The organism is Bacillus sp. CHD6a (assembly GCF_001293645.1).
Lineage (GTDB): Bacteria > Bacillota > Bacilli > Bacillales > Bacillaceae_I > Sutcliffiella_A.
The window spans coordinates 1-12511 of the sequence record NZ_LBMD01000028.1 but is presented as its reverse complement, the minus strand read 5'-3'; the positions used below and the strand labels follow the sequence as shown (position 1 = coordinate 12511).

General features: G+C 40.2%; 13 protein-coding genes. 1 reads left to right on the top strand and 12 read right to left on the bottom strand.

The window, feature by feature from the left end:
- Positions 1–133: 133 nt before the first annotated feature.
- Both AAV98_RS16825 and metG read right to left on the bottom strand, forming a co-directional pair.
- Entirely contained in the window at positions 134–901 is a 768-nt protein-coding gene (locus AAV98_RS16825) for a TatD family hydrolase (RefSeq protein ID WP_060666697.1), read from the bottom strand.
- 159 nt (positions 902–1060) lie between these two features.
- Positions 1061–3049, bottom strand: coding sequence for a methionine--tRNA ligase (gene metG / locus AAV98_RS16820; protein ID WP_060666696.1), 1989 nt, complete (start codon positions 3047–3049; stop codon positions 1061–1063).
- 544 nt (positions 3050–3593) lie between these two features.
- Between metG and AAV98_RS16815 the strand changes: the two genes are divergently transcribed.
- Positions 3594–3875: an AbrB/MazE/SpoVT family DNA-binding domain-containing protein gene (locus AAV98_RS16815; protein WP_010191364.1), complete on the top strand. Its 282-nt coding sequence runs from the start codon at positions 3594–3596 to the stop codon at positions 3873–3875.
- Positions 3876–4319: 444 nt separating this feature from the next.
- On the opposite strand, the gene rsmI is transcribed toward AAV98_RS16815, so the two are convergent.
- From rsmI to AAV98_RS16765, 10 genes are all read right to left on the bottom strand, one after another.
- A complete protein-coding gene (gene rsmI, locus AAV98_RS16810; RefSeq protein WP_060666695.1) occupies positions 4320–5201 on the bottom strand; it encodes a 16S rRNA (cytidine(1402)-2'-O)-methyltransferase in 882 nt (293 codons plus the stop codon).
- Between the two features lie 20 nt (positions 5202–5221).
- Positions 5222–5974 carry a tRNA1(Val) (adenine(37)-N6)-methyltransferase gene (locus AAV98_RS16805; RefSeq protein ID WP_060666694.1) on the bottom strand — a complete coding sequence of 251 codons (753 nt, stop codon included), beginning with the start codon at positions 5972–5974 and terminating at the stop codon, positions 5222–5224.
- Positions 5975–6313: 339 nt separating this feature from the next.
- Positions 6314–6685, bottom strand: a complete 372-nt coding sequence (yabA, locus tag AAV98_RS16800) for a DNA replication initiation control protein YabA (protein WP_060666693.1) — start codon at positions 6683–6685, stop codon at positions 6314–6316.
- A 12-nt stretch (positions 6686–6697) separates the two neighbouring features.
- Positions 6698–7525, bottom strand: coding sequence for a PSP1 domain-containing protein (locus tag AAV98_RS16795; RefSeq protein WP_060666692.1), 828 nt, complete (start codon positions 7523–7525; stop codon positions 6698–6700).
- A gap of 1 nt (position 7526) precedes the next feature.
- A complete protein-coding gene (gene holB, locus AAV98_RS16790) occupies positions 7527–8519 on the bottom strand; it encodes a DNA polymerase III subunit delta' (RefSeq protein ID WP_060666691.1) in 993 nt (330 codons plus the stop codon).
- An 18-nt stretch (positions 8520–8537) separates the two neighbouring features.
- Positions 8538–8978, bottom strand: coding sequence for a YaaR family protein (locus tag AAV98_RS16785; protein ID WP_060666690.1), 441 nt, complete (start codon positions 8976–8978; stop codon positions 8538–8540).
- A gap of 77 nt (positions 8979–9055) precedes the next feature.
- Positions 9056–9385: a cyclic-di-AMP receptor gene (locus AAV98_RS16780; RefSeq protein ID WP_010191354.1), complete on the bottom strand. Its 330-nt coding sequence runs from the start codon at positions 9383–9385 to the stop codon at positions 9056–9058.
- An 81-nt stretch (positions 9386–9466) separates the two neighbouring features.
- A complete protein-coding gene (tmk, locus tag AAV98_RS16775; RefSeq protein WP_060666689.1) occupies positions 9467–10105 on the bottom strand; it encodes a dTMP kinase in 639 nt (212 codons plus the stop codon).
- Between the two features lie 7 nt (positions 10106–10112).
- Positions 10113–11594, bottom strand: coding sequence for an aminotransferase class I/II-fold pyridoxal phosphate-dependent enzyme (locus AAV98_RS16770; RefSeq protein WP_442853689.1), 1482 nt, complete (start codon positions 11592–11594; stop codon positions 10113–10115).
- 142 nt (positions 11595–11736) lie between these two features.
- Positions 11737–11937: a sigma factor G inhibitor Gin gene (locus AAV98_RS16765; RefSeq protein ID WP_060666688.1), complete on the bottom strand. Its 201-nt coding sequence runs from the start codon at positions 11935–11937 to the stop codon at positions 11737–11739.
- Between the last annotated feature and the right edge of the window lie 574 nt (positions 11938–12511).

Below are 12511 nucleotides of genomic sequence, written 5' to 3'. Positions count from 1 at the left end.
ATGCAGAAAATTCTCACAAAAAGGAAGTGAAAACTATCGACACGTTTATCCTATGAGGAGAAGTAGAGAGGTAGAACTTATATGTTTTTTCCCGAATTGGACAAGTATCCGCCATTTTTGACAAGATTTTTTGTCATTTTATGCCGAATAATTTCTTAGCATTTGCTGTTGTTTTTTCTGCTACTTCCTCTATCGTTAATTCTTTTAACTCTGCAATCTGTTCTGCAACCAGTCTTACATAACCAGGCTCATTTCTTTTTCCTCTGTACGGATGTGGTGTCAGATATGGGCAGTCTGTTTCAATCAAAAGTTTTTCCATCGGAATTTCTTTTACCACTTCTTTTGGTTTTTTTGCATTTTTAAATGTGACAGGTCCGCCAAATGAAATATAGAAATTCATTTCCATACATTCTTTCGCTACTTCCAAACTACCTGTAAAGCAATGCATGATTCCTCCCACTTCTTTGGCATCCTCTTCTTTTAAAATTTGCACTACATCTGCTGTTGCATCCCGATTATGAATGACGATAGGTAATTTCACTTTTTTCGCCAATTGAATTTGTTTGCGAAACACTTCTTTTTGTACATCTTTGGGCGATTTATCCCAATGATAATCAAGACCCATCTCTCCGATTGCTACTACTTTTTCATGGGATGCGAGTTCTTCTATCCATGCTAGGTCCTCTTCTGTCATATCTATCGCATCGACTGGATGCCAACCTACAGCTGCATAAAGAAAATCATATTTCTCCACAAGCTCCATCGCCCTGATGATGGTTTTTCTGTCAAACCCCACCACCACCATATTCGTTACATTTTCAGCTTGGGCACGATCAATTACTTCTTGTAAATCTTCCTCATATTGATCTGCATTTAAATGCACATGTGTATCAAATAACATCAAAAACACTCCCGTAACATATTGGTTGAAATGAGAATTAAATCCTTTTATCAAAATAATATAAACAAATAGTATTCAAAGAAAGAAATAAAGAGGTGCAGCCCGTTGTTACACGTGAAACACCTCTTTCATCCTGAAATTATTTTATCCAAATACTAATTATTTTACTTTTGCACCTAATGGAAGGGACGCATCCACAGAAGCTAAGGATAAGACCCCATCCTTTTCCCCTGCTAATATCATTCCTTCTGATAACTCTCCGCGTAGTTTAACAGGCTTTAAGTTTGTAACGCATATAACTCGCTTTCCAATAAGCTCTTCTGGTTTGTAGAATTTTGCGATACCGGAAACTACCTGTCTTTTTTCATACCCAAGATCCAATTGAAGCTTTAATAACTTGTCGGCCTTTTTCACAGGCTCACAGTGAGTCACTTCTGCTACACGCAAATCGATCTTCATAAAATCATCAAACGTGATTTCTTCAGAAGCTGGTGGTGCTTCTACCACTTTTTCTTCCGCCTTTTCTGCTGGTGTTGAAGGCTGCATGACTTGTTTAATGTGCTCTACTTCCTCCTTCACATCAAGGCGAGGGAAAATAGGGTCTGCTTTCACTGTTTTTGTACCTGCAGGAATCTCTCCGAATGCGGTTAAGCTTCCCCAAGTTGTTAATGATTCTTCCACTCCTAGTTGAGCGAATATTTTACCAGGTGTTCTAGTCAAGAACGGCTTTAAAAGGATTCCAATAAATCGCAATGATTCTGCAAGGTGAGCCATGGCAGACGCAAGCTGATCTTTTGTCTCTTCATTTTTTGCTAGGACCCATGGCTGTGTTTCATCAATATATTTGTTCGTTCTGCTAACAAGCTGCCAAATAGAAGATAGCGCTACAGAGAATTCCATGTTTTCCATTGCATGTTCGTACTGTTGAACAGTGTGAACCGCGAGTTCGCTTAACGTCTCGTCAAATTCCGTTACATTGCCGCTGTAAACAGGAACTTCTCCATCAAAATACTTGTCAATCATGGCAACCGTTCTGTTCAATAGGTTGCCAAGGTCGTTTGCTAAGTCAAAGTTTACTCTTTCCACGAAGCCTTCAGGTGTGAAGACACCATCCGCTCCAAACGGAACTTCCCTTAATAGATAATATCTCAATGCATCCAGACCATAACGATCAATTAAAGTGACAGGATCTACAACATTCCCTTTTGATTTGGACATCTTTCCATCTTTCATTAAAAGCCATCCATGTGCAAAAACTTTCTTCGGAAGTGGCAGATCTAATGCCATCAACATGATTGGCCAGTAAATGGTGTGAAAGCGGACAATTTCCTTCCCTACAAGATGTACATCTGCAGGCCAATACTTCATATATTTCTCATCATTGTCCGTACCATAACCAAGCGCAGTGATATAGTTGGACAATGCATCAATCCATACATAAATAACATGTTTCGGGTCTCCAGGGACCTTTACTCCCCAATCAAAGGACGTTCTAGAAACAGCAAGGTCTTCAAGTCCAGGTTTAATGAAATTGTTGACCATTTCATTTTTTCTGGATTCTGGTTGGATGAATTCTGGATTTTCATCGTAATATTGAAGCAGACGGTCCACATATTTACCCATGCGGAAGAAGTAAGACTGCTCTCTCACCAATTCCACGGGATGGCCGCTGTCAGGGCTCTTCCCTCCTACTACTTTCCCATTCTCATGAATCGGATCCACTAACTGATGTTCTCTGTAGTATGTTTCATCCGGAACTGAATACCAACCCTCATATTCATCTAAATAGATGTCGCCCTGGTCTAGTAGTTGTTTAAAGATTTTTTCTACTACCTCTTTATGGCGGCTTTCCGTTGTACGAATAAAGTCATCATAGGAGATATCAAGCTTTTCCCAAAGCTCTTTAATTCCTGACACAATATCGTCTACGTATTGTTGAGAAGTGACACCTTTTTCTTCAGCTTTTCGCTGAATCTTCTGTCCGTGCTCGTCTGTACCAGTTAAGTACATCACATCAAAGCCTTTCAAACGTTTATAACGGGCCATCGCATCACCCGCCACTGTCGTATATGCATGACCAATATGTAAATTACCACTCGGGTAATAGATAGGTGTTGTAATGTAAAAAGTTTTTTTATCGGCTACCATCAAAAATTACCTCCCTATAATCGAAACATATAAAAGTAGAAAACTCCCGCCCAATGGACGAGAGCGATGAGCGTTTTCGACTTCCTATATATATCAACATCATAACCTATTTTTTATAACTATTATACATGGTTTACGCCAGTATTGTTAAGGATTGAGCAAAAACTTTTTCTATCCCCTTTCATTTCCACAACACATTACGATGTGTTTCCTACCACTTCCACATTTGTCGAAAAATTTGTCGAAAAAACTAGTTGAAATTTGTCGAATGATGATTATAATTAAGTTAGTATTCTATTGAAAATTAGTAAGTAATTGTAAATGTTAACCAAGAATAGATTCCAGTAAACCCTTATTACAAAGCTATTTTTCCGCTTTTTGAATACAATTTTTAAAAGAAATACAAATATTTTCAAACATAATTGTTGACGAATTTTGTAAATATTGTTATGATGAAAACACGTTAGATTTGTCGAATAATGACGAAAATGATAGATTAATATTATTCATCATAAATTATAATTTTGAGAGGGGTATTTTTCTTATGAAATCTACTGGTATTGTACGTAAAGTTGACGAGTTAGGCCGCGTGGTTATTCCTATCGAGCTTCGCAGAACGTTAGGAATTGCAGAGAAAGATGCTTTAGAAATCTACGTTGATGATGAAAAGATCATCTTGAAAAAATACAAGCCAAACATGACTTGTCAAGTTACTGGTGAAGTTTCTGACAACAACCTTACTCTTGCAGATGGAAAAATCATCTTAAGCCGTGAAGGTGCAGAGAAAATTATCCAAGAGATCCAAAACAACTTGCAAGCTAAATAATGATATGACATAAAAAGAGGGTGCTGCGGCACCCTCTTTTTTATATGCAAATTAATTTTTAAGTCTCGCCTAACACCTTCCGATTTCCGTTCCAGGTATTCGCTTTCCGCGGGACGGTGCATGAGCCTCCTCGGCTTCGCCGAAGCCACTGAAAAAGACTTTGATTTTGAAATTTCACTAAACACCGCTGTGGATTTCCGCAAATGGCTTCGCTTTCCTAGGGACGGTGCTTGAGCCTCCTCGCAACGCTTGAGGGGTCTCAAGCTACCGCTATCTCCCTCAGGAGTCTCCGCCTTTTGCTCCAATCCACAGCTAGGAATCGTAAAAAACATTACGTCATCATTTTTTCAGTGGCTTGGCTTCACCTGCGGGGTCTCAATCAACCGTTACTCCCCCGCTGGTGTCTCATACCTTGCACTACACTCTTTAGGGAGAATCTTATTACTATTCAACATGATATGCTTGGTATACTTCTCTTTTTGGTAAGTTACGCTCTTTGGAGACTTGTTTGATGGCTTCTTTGGATGAATAACCTTCTGTCTCCATCACTTGTTGGACATGCTCTAAAATGGAGAGGTTCTGCCACCAGGATTCTGTGTCATCCTGAACTTCTTCCCTACTTCCTTCTATTATAATGCAACACTCACCCTTAATCCCTTGCTCTTCATAAAGAGCCAATACCTCAGAGATACTCCCTCGTGTGAACTCTTCAAATTTTTTCGTAAGTTCGCGGCTCACGACGATGGAACGATTCCCTAGTATCTCATGCATCACGCTGAGTGTTTCTTTTAAACGATGTGGAGATTCGTAGAGAATAAATGTATCTGTGAACTTTTTTAAACGCTCCAGTTCCTTTTTCTTTTCCTTCTTCTGACGGTCGAGGAATCCATAGAAGTAAAAAGGCTGTGACACTAATCCTGATGCAATTAAAGCTGTTAACGCTGCGTTTGCTCCCGGCAAAGGAACCACGTATAGCTTTTCTTCTAGGGCTTCCACCACTATTTCATAACCTGGGTCTGAGATCGAAGGCATGCCAGCATCACTGACAAGTCCAATGTTCTTTCCATCTTTTAGAAGGTCCATTATTTTTCTGCCGCTTTGTTCTTTGTTGTGTTCGTGATAACTGATTAAAGGAGTGGTTATTTCGAAATAGTTACATAGTTTTTTGGTGTTACGTGTGTCTTCTGCTGCGATATAGTCTACTTCCTTTAACATCCTTAGGGAACGGTAGGTAATGTCTTCTAGGTTCCCGATGGGGGTTGGGATGAGATAAAGTCTGCCTTGAGTATATGATTCAGAAAAGCTATTTTGTTGCCATAATTCCATATTGTATCCCTCTTTTATGATTAAACTTGTTCTTTCCCAAAGAGCATCTTTCTCACTTCCAGTGTGTATTCGCCGTTTTCATCGTACACTAATAATGGTGGAAGGATTTTTAAGTCAGGGTTACCGTCCTTTATTCCCTCTATTAGAAGTGTATTGGCGGGTTTTCCTAGTTTGGAATGAACAAATTGAAGACGCTTTGGTTCAATGCGGTATTTCCTCATCAAGGAAATGATATCTAATAGCCTGCCTGGACGATGTACAAATGCGACTTTTCCGCCTTGTTTCGTAATCTGACTACTAACCCGTACGACATCCTCAAGCGTACATTCTAATTCATGCCTTGCAATAGCATAGTGGATATTGCTGTTTATCTTTTCTTCCTGCGCTGTTAATGGAAAATAAGGTGGGTTGCACGTTACCACATCATATTTTCTATTCTCTAACATAGCTGGAAGTTCCTTAAGATCCATGTTGATTACTTTTAGCTGATCCTCTAAACCGTTATAAGAAAAGCTCCGCTCAGCCATCCCAGCAAGTCGCTCCTGAATCTCTATTCCAGTGATATTTCCCTTTGTCCGTTTACTTAATAAAAGTGGAATAATGCCGTTTCCTGTGCATAGATCCATCACATTTCCTTTTTGGATGGGAACATACACAAATTGAGCCAACAGAACTGCATCTAACGAAAATGAAAATACGGATGGACTCTGTATAATCCATAAATTCTCCGCCAACAAATAATCCAGGCGCTCATCGCCTATAAGCTCTACCATCTAACAAAACCCTCTCGTACCATAATCTTTCTCTATTATAACGCAATCCCAACAAAAAACATAAGAGACAGTAGAAGAAAGTACTGCATATTATGTCATAACAATTTACCTGTGGATTGGAGTACAAGGTGTGAGACTCCGCAACGGAGGAGGACACTGAAAACTGATAACGTAAAGTGTTTAATGGTTCCTAGCTGGTGATTGGAGCAAAAGGCGAAGACTCCTGAGGGAGCTAGCGCTAGGTGGAGACCTAGCAGGCGTAGACGAGGAAGCTCAAGTACTGTCCCGCGTCATCGACACAAACAAAAAGCCGCTACCCCGTTACGGAGAAGCGACTCTTTACTTCTTATTAAGAAAAGACAAGCAAAACATACAATCCCCTTCTTTGCGTGGACTGCCGAAATTCAAGTTGCAAATATGAAACCCTTCCTGGTAGAGCCTGGCCAAATTATCATAACCTTCCCCTACATCTGTCTGTTTTTGCTGGTCCTGCTGCTTTTTCTGGCGTTTTTGTTCCGGTAAAGGAGTCTCATCCTCCACAGCCGTCATTTGCTCTAGACGTTTGCGGAGGTGACTGTTTTCCACCAGCACACTGTTGTTTTCTTCAATAATCAGGGCAAGGTGTTCTTTTAATTCTCCAAGCTGTTTATATAAATGTCCGATCTGTTCTTCCATGTTGCTGACAGAATCAAAAATTTCCTTCTTGTCCAAGTTTTCCACCTCTTAATCTGTGGCTTGCGTTGAAACGGCTCCCTCTTGAAGTAATTCGTCTAGAGAAAATTCGACCACACGGTCCTTCCCGGACAACTCCACTTGAAGCACGCGTTCGAGTATATTCAATCCTACAACCCGGCCTACCCCATTTGGTGTTTTAATTACTTCATCCAAATCCGGTAATTGTTCTTTAGCGGACTCGTATTCGTCATTTTCATATTTCAGACAGCACATTAGACGACCACATAGTCCGGAAATCTTAGAAGGATTCAACGACAGGTTTTGATCCTTCGCCATTTTGATGGATACCGGTTCAAAGTCTCCTAAAAATGTGGAACAGCAGAGCATACGTCCACAAGGGCCGATACCACCCAAAAGTTTGGCTTCATCACGAACACCAATTTGTCTTAGTTCGATTCTGGTACGGAAAATGGAAGCAAGATCTTTCACAAGTTCCCTAAAGTCCACTCGTCCATCTGCAGTGAAATAGAAGATGATCTTATTGCGATCAAATGTGTATTCCACATCGACTAGTTTCATATCCAGCCCATGGTCATTTACTTTACCGAAACATACATCAAACGCTTCGTTAGCAGCCTTTTTATTTTCTTCTACAATAAGTCTGTCTTTTTGATCAGCAATGCGAAGTACTTTTTTCAATGGCAGAACGACATCGTTTTCATCGACTTTCTTTTGACCGATGACAGCCTTTCCGAACTCCACACCTCTTACCGTTTCCACAATAACAAACTCATTATCTTTTATATCAAGCCCATTTGGGTCAAAATAGTATATTTTCCCTGCTTTTTTAAAACGAACTCCTACTACTTCATACAAACTAATATCCCTCCTGCAAGTTTAACGCTAATTGTTCCATGAGAAGGTGCGGATTCACATTCGATGCTAACCGAGACTTGCTCTGTAATATATAGGACAGTTGCTCGGTCACTCGCTGTTGAGTCGTCTGGAGTGCCAACTTTTGAATCAATTCTTTCTCGTCGACAAACACCAGTTGCTCCTCTTTGGATAACTGAGCATACAGCATATCTTTATAAATAAACAGCAGTAAATCTAAACCTATCTCCAGCTGCTTTCTATCGGAAAAATGGGGTATCCATTTTTCTTGTATAAATAGCAAAGATGCCTGAGGACGATTAAATATTGCTTCATACAATTTTATCACTAAGTTTCTAGCCAGCGCAAACCAATCATCTCGACATAATTCTACTGCTTCCTCTAGGCTGTTCGTTAGGGATGCCGCTGACTTGGCTAATGGCAGTGGAATATCTTCCGCTGTAAGCTTCGCTATCAGTCCTTCAGATGTTAATGCGCGGAACGATAGTGGCTGACACCTTGAAATAATTGTATTTAATATTTGATTAACATTTTCAGTCAATAAAAAAGCGAACGTTTCTTGGTTCGGTTCCTCCAAAAATTTTAATAAACTATTGGCTGCATTTGTCGTCATCTTATCCGCATGCTCAATAATATATATTTTCCTCTTAGATTCCAAGCCCGTTTTCGTAAACTCTTCTTGCAAGAATTGAATTTGTTGCTTCTTGATGGAGTTACCGTCCGGCTCCACGACATGGACATCCGGATGATTTCTTGAATCTATCCGCTTACAATTTGAACAGCTCTGACAGGGATTAACTCCTTTTAGGTCTTTACACAACAAGCTCTTTGCAAATAGGTAGCTGACTTCTTTTTTTCCTGTGCCCTTCATCCCATCTAGCAAATAAGCATGAGCGATTCTATTTCGCTCTAAACTGTTTATGACGATCCTTGCAACGGTAGGCTGGTTTTGTAGATCCGACCAACTTTTAATCACTTTTTATCACTCACTAACCTACATATATAAATTGATGAGCAAGCCCTTAATCTCACCAATACTGCTTAATATGTTTATTCTTGATTCCTCTTGGCTCATGACCTTTTCAGTCAGGCCGAGAAGTGCTTCGTCTACTTGCTTGACCACTTGCAGATGTCTAGATTGTCCATCATTTGTCCAATGATGCGACTGATTCAGTTCCATTCCAAATTCAACCGCCTCTTCCATAAAACGTTTAACAAGTGTCTTATACTTGGCTAAGTCTTGGAAAGAACGAGAATTTCCTAAGCGGTCACCTACCAATTCAATATCCTTCATTAATAACTGCAACTGTTGGGTATGCAGTTTACTGGAGTGTCTTTGCATGATTTCACCAAAGGCAGTCGTGGCAGCAGAAGCGCTTCTCGTATCCATCCTTGCATTATCTACGTTTGTTCTAAGGTCGGTTGATATTTTCATGACAGTATGTCCCTTTCCCATAACTTCATTTCATAGAACCTTTATCTGAAAAAAAGCAGCCTTTCAGCCGCTTTACGTTAAAATTGATGAAAATGCTCAATAGGCAAGACAAAGACCGTCGCACCGCCCACTTCCACCTCTACCGGGTACGGAACATAGGAATCTGCATTCCCACCCATAGGTGAAACAGGTGCAACCAATTGCTGTCGATGCTGGCAATTGTCTTTAATGATATCCAATGCCTTTTGTACACGAACGTCTTCCGTACCAATCATAAACGTAGTGTTTCCAGACTTCAAAAAGCCGCCTGTACTCGCAAGTTTCGTTGCACGGAAATTATGTTCTACTAAAGCATTCATTAATCGATTGCTATCTTTATCTTGAATAACAGCCATAATCATTTTCATTTAAAGCGCCTCCTTTATTTTACCATTAATCATCTTCCACTTCATTACTTCGTATTTGGTAATTTATTTTTATGATAAGAATTAGAATCCGTGTCTAGAAATATAAGAGATTAATACCTCTCTTACTTGGTTGCACACGGACTCAAAGTCCATAGACGCATCCACTACTGTGATTCTATCTCCATACTTCTCTTTTACAAGATCATATCCTTCTTTTACCTTATAATGAAAATCTAGTTTTTCTTGATCTAAACGGTTTATTTCTCGTTTATTATTCGCTTCAATTCGTTTAAGTCCTGCTTCTGGTTCTATATCAAAAAAGATAGTAAGGGAGGGCATCATTTTTTCCGTTGCAAACTCATTGATGCTAAGCACGTCTTCTACCCCAATTCCCCTCGCATGACCTTGATAGGCAAGAGAACTATCAATAAACCGGTCACACAGCACAATCTTATTTTCTTCTAATGCAGGTATCACACGCTCCACTAAGTGCTGACGGCGAGCAGCCGCATAAAGCAATGCTTCTGTTCTTGCATCCATTTCTGTATTGTCACAATCTAATATAACTTTTCGGATTTGCTCAGCTATTCTAATGCCTCCGGGTTCTCTTGTCAGTAAAATAGGATAATCCCGTTCTGTCAATTCCGCTGCCAACTTTTGAATGACAGACGTCTTTCCTGCACCCTCAGGCCCTTCAAATGTAATAAATAATCCTTTCACAATCCTTTTACTCCTTTATCTTCTTATATATATAAATATAATTACTTTTAAATGCTTCGCTAGCTTGGAACCTTCCACCAATTTGTTGGAGAGCCTTTATGTATTCCACGGTAGAGCTTGTAATCTCTTCTCCATTAAATAAAAGTGGGATTCCAGGAGGATATGGTACAATCCCTTCGGCAGCGACTTCACCGATTGCTTCCTCTATCAGGCATTTCACCTTTTGATATTCCGCTTGTTTGCTATAAGGAATGGCAAGATCACTAATTTCAGCTGGAAAGGGCGGAAGCGTGATCTGTTCCTTTTTTTGGCCTCCATCTGTTTCTTTGGATACGGCCCGGACTATCCTCTCTATCATATCATGTTTTTTCTCATTCACCGCTAGTGGCAAGATAATTAATACATTCTTAGGGTCTGCCAGTTCCACATAAAGGCCTTCCGTTTCAAGAAGGTTGGAAAATTGAAACCCACTCATTCCTTTAGTGGAGCGCAATGTAAGCTTTAAAGGGTCGACAAGTAAACGACTGTCACTAGGAGTAACCACTTCTATCTCCTTTACCTCCTTCAGCTGTTGATGAACACTTACAATATTATCTACAATAGCTTGTCTCTCCAGTTGAGACATACTCGCAAGATAATATCTCGCAAGATCCAGGGATGCCATTATCGGATAGGAAGGGCTGCTCGACTGTAACATCTTAAGGTAATGAGTGATTCTTTCCTTCTTCACCCTATTCCCCTGAATATGCAGCCATGATCCCATTGTCATTGCAGGCAAGGTCTTATGGGCAGAATGTACGACCACATCCGCTCCACTAGCGAGCGCCGATTTAGGAAAGGGGCTCCCAAGCAGAAAGTGGGCCCCGTGAGCTTCATCCACTAAAACGGGAATGTCATAACAATGTATAGCTCTTATAATATCCTCCAAATCTACTGCTACTCCATAATAATTCGGATTGGTTAACACAACAGCAGTTATCCCGTCTACCGTTTCCAGTGCCTTATATAGATTGGGTAAGTCGACAGATACAGCAACACCCAAATTCTCGTCCACTTCACACGGTAAAAAAACGGGATCTACCCCTGCAAGCTCTAATCCATTTAATATGGACTTATGGCAATTCCTTTGCACCAGCACCTTGCTACCCCGGTTACACGTGGCCAATATCATTGCGAGGTTTCCAACAGTTGATCCATTCACCAGAAAAAATGTCTCATCAGAACCGTATAAGTCACTCGCTAAACGCTGCGCCTCATCAATCATGCCTTCTGGATCATGCAAATCATCCAATCCCGAAATCTCCGTCGCATCTATTTTCAATATATCGTTATAATAATCCCTTGCTTCCTCAGGCAAAACAGTACCATACTTATGGCCAGGAACATGCCCGGACAATGGTGCACCTTCCCAGTGACGTCTTAAACCTGAAAACAATGGAGTTTTAGTTTGATCTAGCATTTGCACACCCTCTAATGATTCATTTCCCATACTCCTATTATAACGGATAGAGCTTTAGACATATAGTTACCTACCAATTAAGAGATACTAAAAAAATAAAAGCCCTATACAGGACTTTAATTGTAGCAGACTATTTTTTTGTTTTTAGGGTTTTGTTAAAAGGTAAAAGACACTAAGAATAGATTTTTGGAATAGTGATTTTCCTCAACTGTTGCAAGTAAAACTTATATTTCGGATCTTCCACATCAGTCTGAAGCATTGTTCCTTCACATTCCGTACAGATAAACGACGTGTATAAATGAATTCCTTTTTCTTTTTTCTCTTCACAAACGATACACGTTTCCCCAAATGATGAATGAATGGCTGACTTCATGTCTCTTTCTCCACCTCCATCCACTATTCTAACCAAATCAAAGAATTGTATACTACTTTAGTAAAATCCCAGCCTACCAATCTCCTACATCTAGTGTATGTAAAGCCTACTAGTCTGTGTTTGTCTTTGGATAAAAAAAGATTGGGGTTACTTGGTTGAGAATTCATTTTGGAGGAATTGTTCGGTAGGTATTCTTGCTATCATTGACAATTAAAGACGTCTACGATGGGGACCCCTTCGTTATGTGGTCTTTATAGCGGGGGGCAAGACCTCTGGGGGGGGTTTCTGCTTCTGATGGGCTTTATAACAGTGATTAAGACTTCTCGGGGAGGGATTGCTGGTTGTGAAGGGCTTTATAACAGTGATTAAGACCTCTTTGGGGAGGGATTGCTGTTTTTGAAGGGCTTGATTACAGTGGTTAAGACCTCTATTACAAAATTCTCTCCTCCTACATGTCCTTAAATCCTCCATGAAGACACTCTGCATGAAAATATCTCCTCCAAAGTGTCTTCATCCCCACGATGAAAACACTCTCACCAACTTCCCCCCTCCCAAATTGTCTTCATCCACCAAA

Bases quoted from the DNA above. Each gene is read 5' to 3' on its own strand.
- AAV98_RS16825 (WP_060666697.1), bottom strand. From the start codon at position 901: ATGTTATTTGATACACATGTGCATTTAAATGCAGATCAATATGAGGAA.
- metG (WP_060666696.1), bottom strand. From the start codon at position 3,049: ATGGTAGCCGATAAAAAAACTTTTTACATTACAACACCTATCTATTAC.
- AAV98_RS16815 (WP_010191364.1), top strand. From the start codon at position 3,594: ATGAAATCTACTGGTATTGTACGTAAAGTTGACGAGTTAGGCCGCGTG.
- rsmI (WP_060666695.1), bottom strand. From the start codon at position 5,201: ATGGAATTATGGCAACAAAATAGCTTTTCTGAATCATATACTCAAGGC.
- AAV98_RS16805 (WP_060666694.1), bottom strand. From the start codon at position 5,974: ATGGTAGAGCTTATAGGCGATGAGCGCCTGGATTATTTGTTGGCGGAG.
- AAV98_RS16785 (WP_060666690.1), bottom strand. From the start codon at position 8,978: ATGAAAATATCAACCGACCTTAGAACAAACGTAGATAATGCAAGGATG.
- AAV98_RS16780 (WP_010191354.1), bottom strand. From the start codon at position 9,385: ATGAAAATGATTATGGCTGTTATTCAAGATAAAGATAGCAATCGATTA.
- AAV98_RS16770 (WP_442853689.1), bottom strand. From the start codon at position 11,594: ATGGGAAATGAATCATTAGAGGGTGTGCAAATGCTAGATCAAACTAAA.
- AAV98_RS16765 (WP_060666688.1), bottom strand. From the start codon at position 11,937: ATGAAGTCAGCCATTCATTCATCATTTGGGGAAACGTGTATCGTTTGT.